Genomic DNA, 16,285 nt, shown 5'->3' with positions numbered 1-16,285 from the left:
CACCTCGAAGTGTACGGCTACGAACTGCTTTTCGCCATACTGATGCGCCGAGCGCTCACATAGTGGACGGTGACCGGGCCACATCCGAGGTTATCTTAACACATTCACCGTCTCGGACTGGATGAGCTGGTCGGCGATCGTCTGGCGTTCATCAACATGACCCGAAGCTTCGTGGCCAGCCGCGATAACCTTCCGCTCCCGACCGACCGAGTCGTTCTCGAGATACTCGAAAATACCAAGCCGGAACCGGCGGTCATCGACGGACTCGAGCTGCTGCGCGCAACGGGTTATCGCATCGCGCTCGATGATTTCATCTACGATCCGGCCCTGCGACCGCTCTTACAGCGTGCCGATCTGGTCAAAGTCGAGGTGCCGCGGCTGACCCTCTCGGAGCTGGCCGAGCAGGTGCAGCTCCTGCGCCCCTTCAAGGTCATGCTGCTGGCCGAGAAGATCGAGACCCCAGAGGTCTTCGAGGCCTGCAGGCGCTTGGGCTTCGACTACTTTCAAGGCTACTTTCTCAGCCGTCCGAGTACACTGCGCAACAGCGACATACCAGCCAATCGGCTGCGTATCCTGGAGCTTCTAGCCGCACTGCAACGCGCGGATGTGCAAGTTGCCGAGTTGGAGGAGCTCATCAGCCGTGACCTCGCGCTGAGCTACAAATTGCTGCGTTATTTGAACTCAGCGTTCTTTTCGCTGCCGCGACGAATCGATTCCATACGTCAAGCCGTACTGTATTTGGGAACCCAGGAACTACGGACATGGGCCGCCTTGCTGGCACTCGCATCGATTCCAGGCAAACCCCACGAACTCTCCGTTAGTATCATAATACGGGCGCGTTTTTGCGAGACCGCCGCACGCATTATCAGGGCGGAACATCCCGCGCGCTATTTTATGGTTGGACTGCTATCAGGACTCGATGCCCTGCTGGATGCTCCCTTGGAGCAGATCCTAGAGCGGCTGCCAGTAAACCAAGCCGTCGCCGCGGCCCTGTTACGTGGCGAAGGTGGCGAGGGAGAGATACTCGACGCCGTCAGAGACCTGGAAATAGGACGCATCGAGCGCATCCGGGCATTGGGACTCAGCGCCGCGGCGACCAATCAGGCATACGTCGAGGCCGTACGCTGGGCTGAGAATATCTGCTCTGCCTAGGGCCTGTTTCAATTAATTCGCACGTGCGTGAATTAATTGTAAAAAGGCTCCAGTAAGCGGGATCGAATCGCCATGCCCGAGCTACCCGAAGTGGAAACCACCCGGCGCGGTATTGAACCCCACGTGCGCGGCCGGCGCATTGCAAAGATCATTATCCGCGATGCGCGCTTGCGCTGGCCTATCGCCGAGAACTTGCCCCGACAGGCCGAAGATCGCCGCATCATCGGCATACAACGGCGGGCGAAGTATCTGCTCTTCCGCCTCGAGGCCGACGCCACGTTGATTCTGCACCTAGGCATGTCCGGCAGCTTACGGCTGGTTGCCGCACAAGACCCGCCGCTCGCGCATGCGCACCTCGATATCATCCTGGCAAGCGGGCAGGCGCTGCGCTACACGGATCCGCGCCGCTTCGGCAGCCTGCACTGGTGTACCGGCGACCCCGCGCAGCATCATCTGCTCGCAAGCCTAGGTCCCGAGCCTCTGTCCAGTGCCTTCCATGCCGATTATCTCTATGGCCTTAGCCGTGGACGTCGAATTTGCGCCAAAGCCTTATTGATGGATAGCCGCGCGGTCGTCGGCATAGGCAACATCTACGCCAACGAGGCACTCTATCGGGCCGCAATCCGTCCCATGCGCTCAGCCGGGTGCATCGGGCGTAACCGCTACGCGCGCCTGGTTCAAGCCGTCAAAAGCGTGCTCGCCGAGGCAATTGAAGCCGGTGGCACCACGCTACGAGATTTTACTGACAGTACCGGCCAGCCCGGCTACTTCCACCGGCGACTCGAAGTCTATGGCCGCGGTGGCGCAGCCTGCCAGCGCTGCGCCGGCATTATTCGAATGGAACGCCTTGGCCAGCGAGCCACCTATTATTGTCCCGGCTGTCAATTTTAGCCGGGGTTTGTTGGCGATGCGCGCAAGCGGCTGTCTTGGCGAGGCAACGAATACTGAATCGCCTGTCTCTTAATCAGTGCGCATTCTCGTTACAATTCTCCCGCCCTTTCCCCAGGATCGTCGGAGGGCAACAGCCAAGCAAATCGAGTGCACACCGCGATGAGTAAAGACGACCAGCAGCCGACGCTGGAAGCCGGCCTTCAAGTACGTTATCGCACCGGGTTACTGCTTGCCGAAGAGGGAATCAAGCTGCTCGAGGCCATCGCCGCGCGGGGCTCGATCACCCGCGCTGCCCAGGCCGCCGGCATCAGCTACCGCACGGCCTGGGAGCGTATCGAAGCGCTGAATAATCTCTCCGATCACGCCCTCGTAAAGCGCGCCGCCGGGGGGCGCGGCGGCGGCGGAACCCGACTCACCGAGCACGGCGTGCAACTGGTGCGGGTCTTCCGCGAGCTCGAGCAAGAGCATCGGCGCTTCCTCGCCGGGCTCGCGCGTCGGATCCACGGCCTAGAAACCATGATGCCAGTGCTCGAGCGGCTGCATCTGCAGACCAGTGCCCGCAACCAGCTCTGGGGACAAATTAACGCCATCCGTCACGGCGCCGTCAACGCCGAGGTACAACTAAGCCTCGGCCAGAATCAGAACATCACTGCCGTTATCACCGAAGAGAGTCTCACGCGCCTAGGCTTGGCCCAAGGTTCGAATGCCGTCGCACTCGTCAAATCCTCCTCGATCGTCATCACCACCGATGCCACGCTCAATCTGAGCGCACGCAACCGACTCTGTGGGCGCGTAGCCCGAGTGCACCGTGGTGCCGTCAACAGTGATGTGGTCATCGAGCTCGGCCAGGATAAGAGCATTGCCGCAATGATCACCAACACCAGCGCCGACCGCTTGCAACTTCAGCCCGGCACGCCGGCTTGTGCAATCTTTGACGCATCGAGCGTGATTATCGGCCTCAGCAATTAGCCTGATGATCCCGATTACATTGATCCGCTCGCCCCGAACCCTTCGGTTGCACTTAGATAAAGTCCTGCGAAGTGAATTGCTTAACATATTGAAATTAAATATAAAATTCCGTCCATGCTGCGCCCTCGGCTGCATTATCGAAGCATGAACGGAATTTTCAAAGGTTCCCCTAAAGCACGGCTATCGCCAGAAATACGACGCCAGGCATCGAAAAATTATGTCGCCATTTCGCGACATAATGGTCGCGCTCGTTCGACTAAGGAGCCTCTGATTTATTCGTCACACCGGCGAAGGCCGGTGTCCAGATTCTTGATTTGACTGGACTACGCAAACCCTCCCTGGCTTGCGCTCTCCGGGCCAGCTGAAGCTGTTCAAATCCGTTCCTACGGATTTGTCTGGCTTTCGCCGGAATGACGAGAACGTGATTGACCAGAGTTTCCCTAATATCTCCCCCCTGCTTAGGAAAGACTGCCCGCTAACGATCCGTGAGATGTCCATCTACTGCGAGATAGGCCGTTACGCGTGCGCTGCCTCTACCGCAAGAAAGCCGCATGGCCAAAGGATACAATAGCATCTTGTCTTAGCCCCTCCCTCATGCGACTCTACTATCGTGATCGGCTACGCTGAGTAATCGACCATCGAATACGCGTGGAATCACGAGGCACTGACGGAATGATTACAATCTCAGTGAAAACTGCAAGCAAACTGCGCTAATCAGAGTTAGGCATATAACTTGCTAAATATTTGGTTGTTCAAGCTACTAATTATAGAGAGGCGATCATGACAATACGCACTTTCATCTTCTTTCTGCTCCTCGCAAGCATTGTTCCTTTTGCATTGACTGCATGCGGTGACTCCGAAGGCCCCGCCGAGCAAGCGGGTGAAAACATCGACCAAGCTGCTGAACAGGCTGAAGATAGGACCGAAAATGCCATGGACAAAATGGAAGAGAAAGCAGAGGAAGCTGGCGAATCGATGGAAGATGCCATGGATAACGCAGAGGACGAGATAGACGAAATAAACAATTAAGTCGGTTAAGAGGACAGAGAACTAACCGTACGGTTTTGAGTCCAACCTTATGACGAGATGCCAAGACAAGTGGATCAACGAATGTCATCCGCATAGGAGAAGGAATCAATGCTGTATTGGGCATTAGTATTTTTAGTTGTTGCTCTAATCGCTGCATTTTTCGGGTTTTCAGGGGTCGCGGGAGCAGCCGCGGGATTTGCAAAAATCCTGTTCGTCATCTTCGTAATACTTTTCATAGTTTCGCTGATACTCAACCGCCGCGGCCCACGCCCTTAAAGCCCGTCCGGCTCACCGACTGGTAAAGGCAACCCAGACGCAGGGTGTGGAAAACGCAATCAGCTGATTCCGCACCCTGTTTTTTTGTCGTGCGGCCCGTGGGTAGATGTCGGCTGACAACCGCGGCGAGCGCCTTCGCCAAGATTCAATCTAGCCGTCCCCTAGCGCTTGCCAACACACTATGGGACTGGGCGGCTCGAAGCGACTAAGAGGCAGCTCGGCGAGCACCACCATCGGCAAATCACCACACCTCGCGACGGCGCAAGACTGGTTGGCTAGACGAGCGCCACGCTCTTCACCTGCGCGAAGACCGCCATGCCGGGCTGCAGACACAGGTGACGCTGCGAGAGCTCGGAGATCCGCGAGAGCAGAATCTGATCTTCGATCCGCAACCGCACCAGGTGCTGACCCGGACTATCAGCCGCGGTCTCCAAAACCTGCGCCGGCAGGACATTGAGGATACTGGTGCGCCCCGGCGGGTCCAGCGTCAGGCTCACATCCCGAGCCCGCACCCGTAACCGCACCGGCTGGCCCACCCGTGGGCGGATTTGCGGCACCCGCAGCTGCAACGCGCCCAGGCGCAGAATGGACAGGTGCAGCGCCTCATCCCAGCCCTGTACCTGCGCGGCGATCACCGCGCTCGCATCCTCGCGATGGGCAAGCGGCAGGTCAAGGCGCGAAAGCATCGTCTCCAGGGGACCTGCTTCCAACGTCCGACCGGCCTCCATAAGAATGACCTGATTCCCCAACCGGACCAGCTCATCGGCGCTGTGTGTGACATAGACCATAGGCATCGCAAGCTCGGCGGTCAGCCGCTCCAAGTAAGGCAGAATAGCCGCCTTGCTCGCCGCATCGAGGCTAGCGAGCGGCTCGTCGAGCAACAATACCTCGGGGCGCGCCAGCAGGCTGCGCGCAATGGCAACGCGCTGCCGCTCACCACCGGAGAGTGTCGGCGCCGTCTGGCGCAGCAACGGCCCCAGCCCGAGCAGTTCCACTACCGTGTTCCACTCAGCGGCACCGGCTCGGCTGCGGCGCGTGGCATAGCGCAGGTTGGCCGCGACGCTCAGATGCTCGAACAGCCGAGCATCCTGAAAAACCAAGCCGAGGCGGCGTTTATGGGTCGGAACGAACAGCTTGCGCTCATCATGTTGCCACCAGGTCCCATTCAATCGACAGCGACCAGCTGCACGCTCCAATCCGGCCAGACAATGCAACAACGTGCTCTTGCCGCAGCCCGAGTGGCCGAACAGCACGGTAACCGCCCGCGTCGGTGCCTGCAGCTGAGCGTCCAGCACGAAGCGGCCCCGGCTATGCCAGAAACGGGCTTCCAAGCTCATAGGCGGCCCGGCAAGCGGCGATTGATGGCATAGACAAGGAACAGCAACACGAAAGAGAACACCAGCAGCGCACCGGAGAGGACGTGCGCGCGGCCATACTCCAGCGCCTCGACGTGATTGTAGATGGCGATGGACAGCACTTGCGTCTCCCCGGGGATGTTACCACCGATCATCAGCACCACTCCGAACTCTCCTACCGTGTGGGCGAAACCCAGCGTGGCGCCGGTCACAAGCCCCCGAGTCGCCTGCGGTATGGCGATGGTAAAGAACCGATCCAGCGGCGCAGCCCGCAGGGTCGCGGCCGCCTGTAAAGGCCGGCGACCGATGAGCGTGAAGGCATCCTGGGTCGGCTGCACCACAAAGGGTAACGAGTAAATCACCGAGCCGATAACCAGCCCTTGGAAGGTGAACGCAAGCCCGCCTCCACCGAGCGGCTCAAGCAGCCAAGCGAGCGGCCCATTGCGCCCGAGGGCCACCAACAGATAAAAACCCAGCACGGTCGGCGGCAGTACCAGAGGCAGCCCGACAATCGCTTCGACCACCGCTTTGCCACGAAAGCGGGCGTGCGCCAACCACCACGCCAACGGCGTACCGAGGAGCAACAATATCGTTGTGCTGATGGCCGCCAGCTCGAAGGTGAGTACGGCGGCGGTAAAATCGGCCTGGTCGATCATGGATTCCACCCCGAGAAACGCTATATTCTTTTTTACATAGCGCGCTGTCAATGCTGAGAGCACAGGCAGCGCTGGCTGCCCGAACACGGGGTGCGATACCGAGCACGACGTTCACCGCTTGAGCAGATTATTCAAAGTCGTCGCTTAACTCGGAGTCGATTCAAGATTTGGAAAGCTGAGCTATCCGTGACATCCATGACGCATGCCCCGAAATGCCATCCGGAATCGCTATCCAGCTTTATTTGGCTCCATTGGATTACGAAACCTTCCCTGGTTTGCGTAATCCAGGCCGACCTGCACTTGACAGGGCGAATAAATCAGCTTCCCTTACAACATAAGATGAGTATTAAATTGACGAGGTCGAATTTCCTTCGCTACCTATACTAGAAGAGTCCTCGTGACCCTTTAACCATTCCTCTATTTGCTGGTCAGCTTCTTCCTTACTGATGTTATAGACTTTCTGGATTTTTCCGGATAACTCTTCGTAATAACCCCCAATGAGATCCATATCGTCGTTGGTGAGCAATCCCCATTTTTGCCGAGCCTTCCCCTTGTATTCATGCCACTTACCTTGGACATCGTTCCAGGTCAAACTGGGGCTGCGCATTCGGCCGTCTTCTGACGGTATATTGTGAGCTTCCCACTTATCACTCATAAGGACCTCCCCATGCTTACTTACATGGTTTATCGCTACAAATAGACCATCTAAAAGATGGTCTATTGGTTGAGACAAGCGATGATAAAATATGTTCCCTCTTATCGGCTTTCCCAGCCCTACGGCGCCGATGAACACGGCCAGTGATCGATGTTCAGCGACGGGCTTCTATTGATGTACCGGTCGCCGTGCGGATAACGAGGGCGCCATCGGTGGTTAGATTAAAGCCGTGCGCAGCGCGCAAGAGCCGAAGAAACACCGTTTCCTGCCGTTCGAGGGCGGGCGCGCACGCTCTGCGGGTCGTCGCGATGTCGCCGACGATCAGTCGTTCACCGGTCAGCTCGTAGTGGGCATGGTACGTATTACAGCCGGCACGGCCAGCAAGGCGCCCATTTGCGCCGAAATTTAACGTGACGCGTGAGCTGTCGATGAGGCCTTTGCCTGCAATGTCCTCGACAACCCACTCATCGCCCCGAAGTAGCGAGACTGGCGACCCACCGCAGCCTGTTAACGTCTCAGCATCGATTTGCACGGTCACGCGGCGCGGATACGGCAGGCCCGTCATGGAATCGCGGCAGAGGCGATCGGCGACATGCACCGTAACGGCATGCGCCGCGGTGGAAGTGGCATAGCGGTAGCCGGCGCGGGTCGGGTGTCGCGGCGGCCGGGGCGTGCTCATCCGATCCTGACCATAGTTCCACTTGAGCTCCATGCGCTCATCACTAATCGTCAGCGACCAGCCCGGTTCGTTGCCGGCGGCCTTGAACGGCAGACGCTCGGCAACACTTGCCGGCGCGATCTTGCAGCATTCAGGATAGGCTCCGTTAGCCAGGCTGTTCGGCGCCACCCCGCCAACGGCGGTCGCCGCGAGCAAATGGGCCCAAGCCAGGCCTGCAAAATGCGTCACGCAAAGTACTCCCGCGCCAGCTATAAAGTACATCTATATTCAAGGCCCGCAGCACGTCCCGACTGACTCCCGACAATCAAACTTAGCGGGGCAAGCGGTCGATGAAGGCCGTAGCCCACTGCACCGCCTGCGCCAGATTATCCGCCAACGTGCGCCCCGAGGCTTGTCGGGGTTTGAACGAGTGATCGCCGTCCGGCAGCCAGTCGAGCCGAATGGCCGGAGCTAGCGGGTAGCCCAAGACTTCATCGCGCCGCCCCAGGGAATCGCGCTCGCCCTGTAGGATCAGGGCCGGGGTTTGCAGGGATCGCAGATGATCGATGCGCAGCCGCTCCGGCCGGCCCGGAGGATGAAAAGGATAGCCGAGGCAAATCAGGCCGGCCACGCCAAGCTCATCGGCGATCAGGCTCGCCATACGGCCGCCGAGGGACTTACCGCCGATCACCCGGCGCTCGGCCGCGCCGAGCTCACGCAGAACCCCACGCCAGCACTCGAGCAATGTAGGTTCACGATCCGGTGGCCGCTTTTTACCGTCACCGCGGCGGGCGGCCATGTAGGGGAACTCGAAACGCACCACGCGCAAACCGTGCCGCGCCATCCCTGCGGCCATGACATTCATGAACTCGCTGTCCATGGGCGCGCCGGCGCCGTGGGCGAGCACGACGCTCAACTCACTTTCCGGGCCGTCGATCAGCCAGGAATCTTTAGCGATTTCGACCATCGATAAACCTATGCCTCGACCGAGCGCGAGCCAGCGCGGACAGTCGGGTCGTTGTCTACCACAGATGCGAGATGCCAGCACCCGCAAACATATCCTGAGCCGCGTCATTCAAACCGGCGCCGACAAAGGCATCGAGTTGGAGTCGATTACTGACCAAATAAGCAAGCCCCGAGTCAATCGAATGGGTATCCCGACCGAGCCCGCTTTCGCGAAAGATACCGAAATATTCGACATAGCCGGAGACCCGGGTACTCAGCGCAAAGCCCGTCGCAAGGGAAGCGGCGTATGCAAGCCGATGTTTGCTGCTGTCAGCGTCGGCACGTGCTGCAACGTTGAAATTGCCACTGATCGCGGTAGATGGCGTGAGACTGTGGCCCCAGGCGATGCGCACCATGGGCTCGACCTCGTCGGTCACGACGTTCGCGTCCCCCGTGGGGAGGACGAGCTCCGGAATCACGACCAGACTTGGAACCGGACCCTGCTCGCGCAGCGCTTGCACCTTCAACCCAACCCGGGTGTTGCCGAAGCCTTCCCGATTGTTGCTGCCATAGACGTAGCCATCCCAACCAAGACGCAACTCGAGGTTTCGGGCCAGACCCGAGCGCAGCAACAGCACAGGCCCATTATGAACACTGTCGTCCCCGTCGCGGCCATAACGATAACCGGACTCGAGCAAAAAATGCCCGGACGGCACGGTAACGGGGGCATCCCCGAAGCTCGGCCGGTCGGTCGTAATCGGCTTGTTAAGGGGGGCTTTGCGCACGCCTAGAAAATTGTATTCGGAGTTGCCTGCTGCCGGCTCGGCCGCTGCAGCGGCACCAATCAGCACCGCGGCCAAGCAAAACATCGCCGCGCAAAGACATCCCCCCATGCCCCGCAGCGTGAAGGTACGCCCCATCATTTCAAGCAATGTCATTACCGCGTCACTGCGCGCTGTCGCTCACCGCGCTTGGCTGGCCTCGGCCGCCGAACCGTTTTCTAACACCTGCACATCACGAATGACGATCGCCGGGCGAGGAACGTCCTGCGGGAAAGGCCCGGCGGAACCGGTTTTAGCTTGAGCGATCGCATCGATTACGTTCATGCCTTCGACCACCTTACCGAATACGGCATACCCCGCGCCGACGACCGAGGCGGAATGCCGATCCAAAGTCGCGTTATCAACCAGGTTGATGAAAAACTGGCTGGTGGCGGAGTCGGGATCGGGGGTCCGCGCCATGGCGAGCGTTCCGCGTTCGTTACGCAAGCCGTTATCGGCTTCGTTTTTAATCGGGGGATGGGTCGGCTTATGCTCAAAATCGGCGGTATAGCCACCCCCTTGAATGACGAAACCCGAGATCACCCGGTGAAAGATCGTGCCCTCATAGAAGCCTTCGCGCACATAACGCAAAAAGTTCTTTACTGTCGTCGGCGCTTTCTGCGGATAGAGCTCCGCAACGAAACGGCCCGCACTGGTATCGAACAACACGCGTGGTGCGCTTTGCGTCGGCGCCGCGACAAGCGCCGAGCCAAAAAGCAGCAGGCTAAGCGAGACAAGCAGCATCACGCGCAGTCTAAACCGCTCCGACATTTCGTCACCTCATTTGTCATGGCGTTTATTGAAACACACCGCTCTGCCACAGACCCTGCCATTAGGGCGAAACGCTGTGAGCTTCCAGCGGACCATACCGTATTGCACCATCGCCATCTGCCCGACCTTATCCGACTATACTGACTTCGTCACGCGCCTGGAGCGGACATGAGGCGATGCCGAACATCGGCCCCGCTCAGGCCAACCGCTGCAACGGTCTGCAAAGAGGGCATCGCGCATGGCCACCGTGCTGATCACCGGAGGAACGGGTTTCATCGGCGGCGCGCTGTACCGGCATTACCTCAATAGGAACTGGCAGGTGTTTGTCCTGACACGGGAGGTAGCGCGAGCGCAGCAGCGTCTCGGCCAAGCCGTCCGCGCCGTGGTCAACCTGCAGGACATCCCACCCGAATCCGCCCCGCAAGTCATTTTCAACTTGGCCGGGCAAAACCTCGCGAGCGGCCGCTGGACTCGGACCCGCAAACGCCGTTTCGTGGAAAGCCGCGTCGGGGTCACCCAGCAGGTAGTCGAGTACATCAACAGCCTCACCGACGCCTCCCCCGTGCTGATCAGCGGCTCGGCCGTGGGCTATTACGGAGCACGCGGCGCCACCCGGCTCGACGAACAGGCGAGCGCGGGAGAGGAATACCAGTCCCGCTTGTGTCAGGCCTGGGAGCAAGCCGCGCTCGCGACCGAGGCCGCCGGGACGCGAGTCTGTCTAATGCGCTCGGGTGCGGTCCTGGGCCCCGACGGCGGACCGCTTGCCGGCCTACTGCCCGCCTTTCGCCGCGGGCTGGGCGGCTACCTCGGCGATGGTCGGCAGTGGCTGTCCTGGATTCACATCGACGACTGGATCGCCCTGGCGCAGCACCTAATCGACAATCCAAAGCTGCACGGCCCCTTCAACGCCACCAGCCCGCATCCGCAAACCAACCGCGATTTCGCCAAAACCCTGGGGCAAGCCCTAAACCGCCCGGCCCGACTCCGCATCCCAGGCTGGCTAGTGCGCCTTACTCAAGGCGAAATGGCGCATCTCTTCCTGACCGGCCAGCGAGTATTACCCCAACGAGCTTTGGACAGCGGCTTTCAGTTCCGCTATCCCCATCTAAGCGATGCCCTGACGGATATCCTCGGAACGCACGGCGAGCGCCCGCCTATCGCCCCTGGCCCGTGACGCTGCAAAGCGCGCCGGCACCGCCAATGCACAGCATTTCACCCTATCAACAGCAGGTGCGATTGCGGTCGCCGTTTGACGGCACGTGGCTTGTGCAACCAGCCCTGGAATCACCGATCCAGTGGACTGCGCACACCCCGGCCGCCGCAGTTCGCGACGTGCGTATAGATCATCGTGGTATTCACGTCCCGGTGCCCCAACAGCTCCTGAATCGTGCGGATACCATAGCCCGCCTCCAGTAGATGGGTGGCGAACGAGTGCCGGAACGTATGGCAGGAGGCGGGTTTCGACACACCCGCCGCGCGCACGGCCTGTTTCACCGCCCGCTGCAGCGTCTGTTCGTCAATGTGATGCCGCCCCCGGCGGCCCGAGCGCGGGTCGGTGGAGCGCTTCGCCGACGGGAACACGTACTGCCAGCCGAACTCCCGCGGCGCGTTGGGATATTTGCGTGCAAGCGCGTGCGGCAGCCAAACGGCACCAAAGCCATCGGTCAGATCCTGATTATGGATTTCTCGAACACGGTCGATCTGCTCTTCGAGCGACGGCCGCATCGACTCCGGCAGCAGTGTCACCCGATCCCGTCCGCCTTTCCCATCCCGAACCACGATTTGCCGCCGGTCGAGCTCGACATCTTTCACCCGCAGGCGAACGCATTCCAGCAACCGCAACCCGGCGCCATACAGCAATGACGCCATCAGCGCGTTACGGCCTTGCAGATGCGCCAGCACGGAGCGGATTTCCTCTCGCGTGAGCACAACGGGCAGACGTTGCGGACGCTTCGCTCGCTTGACTCCATCGAGCCAAGGCAGCTCGATTCCCAGCACTTCGCGATATAAAAATAGGATGGCACTGAGCGCCTGATTCTGTGTGGACGCCGCGACGTTGTATTCAGTCGCCAACGCCGATAGGAACCGCTCGACTTCCGGCGCCCCCATGTCGCGCGGATGACGTTTTCTGTGGAAGAGGATGAAACGACGGATCCATCCCAGATAGGCTTGCTCGGTGCGGATACTGTAGTGGCGGAAGCGGATGCGATCGCGGACCTGATCGAGCAGGCGTGGCTCCTGTGGCATGACGTTTCTCCCATCCTTGGGTTCGACGTGTAGCATTCCATATTTCACGCAAGTGCTTGTATCATCAAGTATAGAACAGAACTATACTTTAACTTCGACGCCTTGCAAGGCGTCATTTAGGATTTCTACTTGTAGTTAGAGGTCGCATGCCAGCCCGCTACTACCTCCATGGCGACGAAGCAGAGGGTCAGAGTTCGACATACTTTTGTGCCATTTGCGATAGCTTCGAAGCGGAATCGCACTTCTCCGACGATGCCCATATCCGCAAAGCCAAGGCTCGGCTCGATGCCACGAAGCGTGGGCTCAAGAAATTGCGCGCCGCATCCCCTCGCAAATACGCTCGTCCCTCATCCGCGAGAAGCATATTCAAGCTCAAACCGAAACTTCTCAAACCTACAACGTCACGATTCCACCGGTGGCTTCTGCGTCAGGCCGACCGGGATGATTTGATTGGGGACCTTGCAACAGACGTAGCTTCAGATCCGTTATTTCCACGGAATACTGAGTCACGAGCCAAGCTTCGGGAACATCTTCGCCGTCGTGCAGCAGATTCGCTAGCTTTGGTTGCACTTGATGAGGCGCTGCGAGAGTTTCGAGCCTCAAGATCAAGTCGTGATGCCATACCCCCAAAACTACGATTTGAGATACTTCGCCGAGATGGATATCGGTGCCAACTTTGTGGTCTCTCCGCATCGGACAGAGCGTCGGTTCGACTCGAGATTGATCACAAAGTGGCAGTCGTAAAAGGGGGTACGAATGATCCAGAAAACTTGTGGGTGCTGTGTCGCAAATGTAATGGTGGCAAGGGTGCGGGCGACCTCTAACCAATCGCTGCAGAGGACGCTTGACCCGTCAGCCGCTTTGCTGCCGCAAAGCGGCTGCCGCCTCAAGCGCCCCTGAGCTCAAGCGTTCAGCGGCGCTTCGCGCCACCGAACGGAGTTGGCGATGAGCGCGGAAAGCGCGAGATTAGGCACCAAGGCTGACCAGAGTACTCAACAAGCGGAGGGACGGGCTTGATGCCTAATCTCGCGCTCCCTTCGTTCGATTCAGTGCCGGCGCGAAACGCCGCCGAACTGGCGATCGAGCCCCCCATGCGCCGGGGCATTGAGCCCATCCCATTACACATAAATCCGTACCATATGAGTGTGCGAAGCACTGGAGGTGCGGAAAGATGGGCTGGGCGAACGCAGAGTTCGAGACGATTGACCTGGGTGATCAGCGGTTGAACCAACGGGCCGTGCTATTGGCTGAACGGCTAGGGCAAAAGCCGGGGGCGAGCATTCCCGGAGCGTGCGAGAGCTGGGCGGAGACGGCGGCGGCCTATCGGTTTTTGCACAATGCGCAGGTGGGCTGGGAGGAGGTGCTGACGGCGCACGCCAGGGCGAGCCAGGCGCGTATGCGTGAGCACGCGGTGGTGCTATGCCTGCAGGACACGACAGAGCTGGACTACAACGGCCGGACGATGCAGGGGCTGGGGCCGCTGAGCTACGAGGCCCAGCGCGGAATGTATCTGCATCCGACGTACGTAGTGACACCGCAGCGCGAACCACTGGGGGTGATCAACGCGTGGAGCTGGGCGCGTGCCTTCAAAGCGGGCGATGAACCGCGCGGCGGGCTGCTAGAGAGTGTGCGTTGGGTAGAGAGCTATGAGCGGATCGCTGAACAGGCCGACGAGTTGGCCAAGACGCGGCAGGTCTGTGTCGGCGACCGCGAGTCGGACATTCTGGCGCTGCTGGTCAGGGCGCATGAGCTAGGCTATCCGGCGGACTACCTGGTGCGCTGCCAGCACAACCGGGTACTGCCCGAAGGCGGCAAGCTCTGGGATCGGGTCATGGCGAGCGCGCCATTGGGGCACGTGCGCTTTGAGCTGCCCGCCGGGCGCGGGCGCAAGGCCCGTTCAGTCGAACAAGCCGTGCGCGTGCAGCGCGTGGCCGTACCAAACAAGCAGGGCAATCCGTTCGAAGTGACCTGCCTGATTGCCTCGGAGGTCAACCCACCTGCCGGTGCCAAACCGGTAGTGTGGCGGCTTTTGACCAACCGGGCGGCTCCCACGCTGGAGGCGGCCGTCGAGCTGATCGATTGGTACCGCGCGCGTTGGGAAATCGAGCTGTTTTTCCTCGTGCTCAAGGAAGGCTGTCGGGTCGAGCAGCTACAGCTGGCCGACACCGAGCGCCTGCAAACCGCCCTGGCGCTGTATATGGTGATCGCCTGGCGGATCAATCGGTTGATGCGACTCGGGCGCACTCTCCCCGACTTGCCGGCCGATCTCGTATTCGAGCCCGACGAGTGGCGAGCGGCGTTCATCCTCAACAAAAAGCCTATACCCAGGCAAGTGCCGCCTCTCAATACTGTGTTACGCCTGATTGCTCAGCGCGGGGGCTTTCTCGCCCGCAAGCACGATGGCGAACCGGGAGCCAAAACCATCTGGCTCGGCCTGCAGGAGATCGCCGTCTTCGTCGAGGGTGCCCGCTATGCCCGACAGCTCAACTAGGTATGACGATGTGTGTAATGGGATGCATTGAGCCCCGACGCACGGGGACCGCTCATCGCCAACTCCGTTAGCTGGAGTAAAACATGAAAGCGTGCATTCGAAACTGTGGCATTGGGCTGGCGTTCCTTTGTGCGGCAAATGGCGCGTTCGGCGCGCCCGCATATCAATTAGAATCGTGTCAGTTCATCGCTAAAACTACGGATTCCGAGGGTAGTTCCGTCCCGCCTGGACTAGATGAGCCCCTCAATTGTGACCACAAGTGTTTCTATGACGAGTTAGGGATTGAGTTGCTAGGCAACAAGAAACCAACCCTTCACGATATGTATTCAATCGGCTGGCGCCTTATTGATGTAGAAAAAGTGCAATACGAGGGGCAGCGTATTTGGACCGTATATCTGGAGCGCCAATCGGACGGTCAGAAAAATCAATGCGAGAAAACATACGCACCGAAACAGCCCGACAATAATTCAAAGTAACGCAACAGCTAACACGGCGCTCAACGTGACTGGGTTCCGCTTCGCTCCACCCAGCACGTTAGCTCTGCGTTCAGCGGCGCTTCGCGCCACTGAACGGAGTTGGCGATGAGCGCGGAAAGCGCGAGATTAGGCACCAAGGCTGGTCGGGGGCACCCAACAAGCGGAGGGACGGGCTTGATGCCTAATCTCGCGCTCCCTTCGTTCGATTCAGTGCCGGCGCGAAGCGCCGCCGAACTGGCGATCGAGCCCCCCATGCGCCGGGGCATTGAGCCCCGACGCACGGGGACCGCTCATCGCCAACTCCGTTGGGCCGCAATAGGAGATCGAAGTGGCGACGAAAGCATGGCAGTCATACGAAAAGGTTGCACAGCATCTGTTAGATCAGTTTGCTGAACACTTCGAACTTGGTCACGTTGAAGGAAAACAGCTCGTTGCCGGAAACTCAGGTACGGAGTGGGAGATCGATGCGAAAGGAGTTAGCGAAGGGGCCGAAGCCTTCCTTATCATCGAGTGCCGCCGGTATACGAAATCGCGCCTAAACCAAGAAAGTATGGCTGCCTTAGCGTTTCGCATTCAGGATACTGGGGCAAAAGGAGGAATTGTTGTAAGCCCGATGGAACTTCAGAGGGGGGCTAAAAAGGTCGCAGCCTCCGCCAATATCCAGCATGTCACTCTAGATCCACAGAGCACAACTTCAGACTACATGCTGAGGTTTCTAAATCAGGTGTTTGTCGGTGTCAGTGACTCTGTGACCGTAACTGATAGCGTTCACATCCAGGTTATCCGAGACGGAAAGGTTATCGATGAAAGGAAGGCGTAGGTGGCCCAACAAGTCGCTCCAGCCGACCACTCAACCGCTGCGCGGTTTCGCGTCGGCTGAGCTTCGCGTTCGG

17 protein-coding genes are annotated in these 16,285 nt (G+C 59.4%); 9 read left to right on the top strand and 8 right to left on the bottom strand.

Annotated elements, in window-relative coordinates; genetic code table 11:
• Positions 1 to 156: 156 nt before the first annotated feature.
• The 5 genes from NB231_RS13020 (at position 157) to NB231_RS17915 (ending at position 4,317) form a co-directional block, all read left to right on the top strand.
• The gene (locus tag NB231_RS13020; protein ID WP_005003616.1) at positions 157 to 1,152 is read left to right on the top strand and encodes an EAL and HDOD domain-containing protein; all 996 of its coding nucleotides are present in this window, start codon (positions 157 to 159) and stop codon (positions 1,150 to 1,152) included.
• A gap of 72 nt (positions 1,153 to 1,224) precedes the next feature.
• Entirely contained in the window at positions 1,225 to 2,043 is an 819-nt protein-coding gene (gene mutM / locus NB231_RS13015) for a bifunctional DNA-formamidopyrimidine glycosylase/DNA-(apurinic or apyrimidinic site) lyase (RefSeq protein WP_005003614.1), read from the top strand.
• Positions 2,044 to 2,202: 159 nt separating this feature from the next.
• Positions 2,203 to 3,012: a TOBE domain-containing protein gene (locus tag NB231_RS13010; RefSeq protein ID WP_005003612.1), complete on the top strand. Its 810-nt coding sequence runs from the start codon at positions 2,203 to 2,205 to the stop codon at positions 3,010 to 3,012.
• A gap of 780 nt (positions 3,013 to 3,792) precedes the next feature.
• Positions 3,793 to 4,041, top strand: coding sequence for a hypothetical protein (locus NB231_RS13005; protein WP_005003611.1), 249 nt, complete (start codon positions 3,793 to 3,795; stop codon positions 4,039 to 4,041).
• Positions 4,042 to 4,149: 108 nt separating this feature from the next.
• Complete coding sequence (locus NB231_RS17915; protein ID WP_040662401.1) at positions 4,150 to 4,317, top strand: DUF1328 domain-containing protein; 168 nt, start codon at positions 4,150 to 4,152, stop codon at positions 4,315 to 4,317.
• A gap of 275 nt (positions 4,318 to 4,592) precedes the next feature.
• Here NB231_RS17915 and modC read toward each other — a convergent pair whose 3' ends face one another.
• From modC to NB231_RS12965, 7 genes are all read right to left on the bottom strand, one after another.
• Positions 4,593 to 5,654, bottom strand: coding sequence for a molybdenum ABC transporter ATP-binding protein (modC, locus tag NB231_RS12995; RefSeq protein ID WP_005003609.1), 1,062 nt, complete (start codon positions 5,652 to 5,654; stop codon positions 4,593 to 4,595).
• Positions 5,651 to 6,328 carry a molybdate ABC transporter permease subunit gene (gene modB / locus NB231_RS12990; RefSeq protein ID WP_040662398.1) on the bottom strand — a complete coding sequence of 226 codons (678 nt, stop codon included), beginning with the start codon at positions 6,326 to 6,328 and terminating at the stop codon, positions 5,651 to 5,653. The genes modC and modB overlap by 4 nt, the downstream gene beginning before the upstream one ends.
• Positions 6,329 to 6,674: 346 nt before the next feature.
• Positions 6,675 to 6,983 carry a CsbD family protein gene (locus tag NB231_RS12985; RefSeq protein WP_005003603.1) on the bottom strand — a complete coding sequence of 103 codons (309 nt, stop codon included), beginning with the start codon at positions 6,981 to 6,983 and terminating at the stop codon, positions 6,675 to 6,677.
• 154 nt (positions 6,984 to 7,137) lie between these two features.
• On the bottom strand, positions 7,138 to 7,890 hold the full coding sequence (locus NB231_RS12980) for an META domain-containing protein (protein WP_050756109.1): 753 nt from the start codon (positions 7,888 to 7,890) through the stop codon (positions 7,138 to 7,140).
• 82 nt (positions 7,891 to 7,972) lie between these two features.
• The gene (locus tag NB231_RS12975) at positions 7,973 to 8,608 is read right to left on the bottom strand and encodes an alpha/beta fold hydrolase (protein ID WP_005003598.1); all 636 of its coding nucleotides are present in this window, start codon (positions 8,606 to 8,608) and stop codon (positions 7,973 to 7,975) included.
• Between the two features lie 55 nt (positions 8,609 to 8,663).
• Positions 8,664 to 9,524, bottom strand: coding sequence for a transporter (locus NB231_RS12970; protein WP_084766334.1), 861 nt, complete (start codon positions 9,522 to 9,524; stop codon positions 8,664 to 8,666).
• Between the two features lie 24 nt (positions 9,525 to 9,548).
• On the bottom strand, positions 9,549 to 10,178 hold the full coding sequence (locus NB231_RS12965; protein WP_005003594.1) for a peptidylprolyl isomerase: 630 nt from the start codon (positions 10,176 to 10,178) through the stop codon (positions 9,549 to 9,551).
• A 238-nt stretch (positions 10,179 to 10,416) separates the two neighbouring features.
• Here NB231_RS12965 and NB231_RS12960 point away from each other — a divergent pair, with 238 nt between their 5' ends.
• The gene (locus NB231_RS12960) at positions 10,417 to 11,352 is read left to right on the top strand and encodes a TIGR01777 family oxidoreductase (protein ID WP_005003592.1); all 936 of its coding nucleotides are present in this window, start codon (positions 10,417 to 10,419) and stop codon (positions 11,350 to 11,352) included.
• A 110-nt stretch (positions 11,353 to 11,462) separates the two neighbouring features.
• On the opposite strand, the gene NB231_RS12955 is transcribed toward NB231_RS12960, so the two are convergent.
• A complete protein-coding gene (locus NB231_RS12955; protein WP_005003591.1) occupies positions 11,463 to 12,425 on the bottom strand; it encodes an integron integrase in 963 nt (320 codons plus the stop codon).
• Positions 12,426 to 12,571: 146 nt separating this feature from the next.
• Between NB231_RS12955 and NB231_RS20365 the strand changes: the two genes are divergently transcribed.
• The 3 genes from NB231_RS20365 (at position 12,572) to NB231_RS12935 (ending at position 16,212) form a co-directional block, all read left to right on the top strand.
• Positions 12,572 to 13,249: a YozE family protein gene (locus tag NB231_RS20365; protein WP_198007301.1), complete on the top strand. Its 678-nt coding sequence runs from the start codon at positions 12,572 to 12,574 to the stop codon at positions 13,247 to 13,249.
• 347 nt (positions 13,250 to 13,596) lie between these two features.
• The gene (locus NB231_RS12945) at positions 13,597 to 14,916 is read left to right on the top strand and encodes an IS4 family transposase (RefSeq protein ID WP_005000804.1); all 1,320 of its coding nucleotides are present in this window, start codon (positions 13,597 to 13,599) and stop codon (positions 14,914 to 14,916) included.
• A gap of 804 nt (positions 14,917 to 15,720) precedes the next feature.
• The gene (locus tag NB231_RS12935) at positions 15,721 to 16,212 is read left to right on the top strand and encodes a restriction endonuclease (RefSeq protein ID WP_005003585.1); all 492 of its coding nucleotides are present in this window, start codon (positions 15,721 to 15,723) and stop codon (positions 16,210 to 16,212) included.
• The last annotated feature ends 73 nt before the right edge of the window (positions 16,213 to 16,285 follow it).

It is taken from the genome of Nitrococcus mobilis Nb-231 (assembly GCF_000153205.1).
Classification (GTDB): Bacteria; Pseudomonadota; Gammaproteobacteria; order Nitrococcales; family Nitrococcaceae; genus Nitrococcus; species Nitrococcus mobilis.
This window is presented reverse-complemented; position numbering and strand designations above follow the sequence as displayed.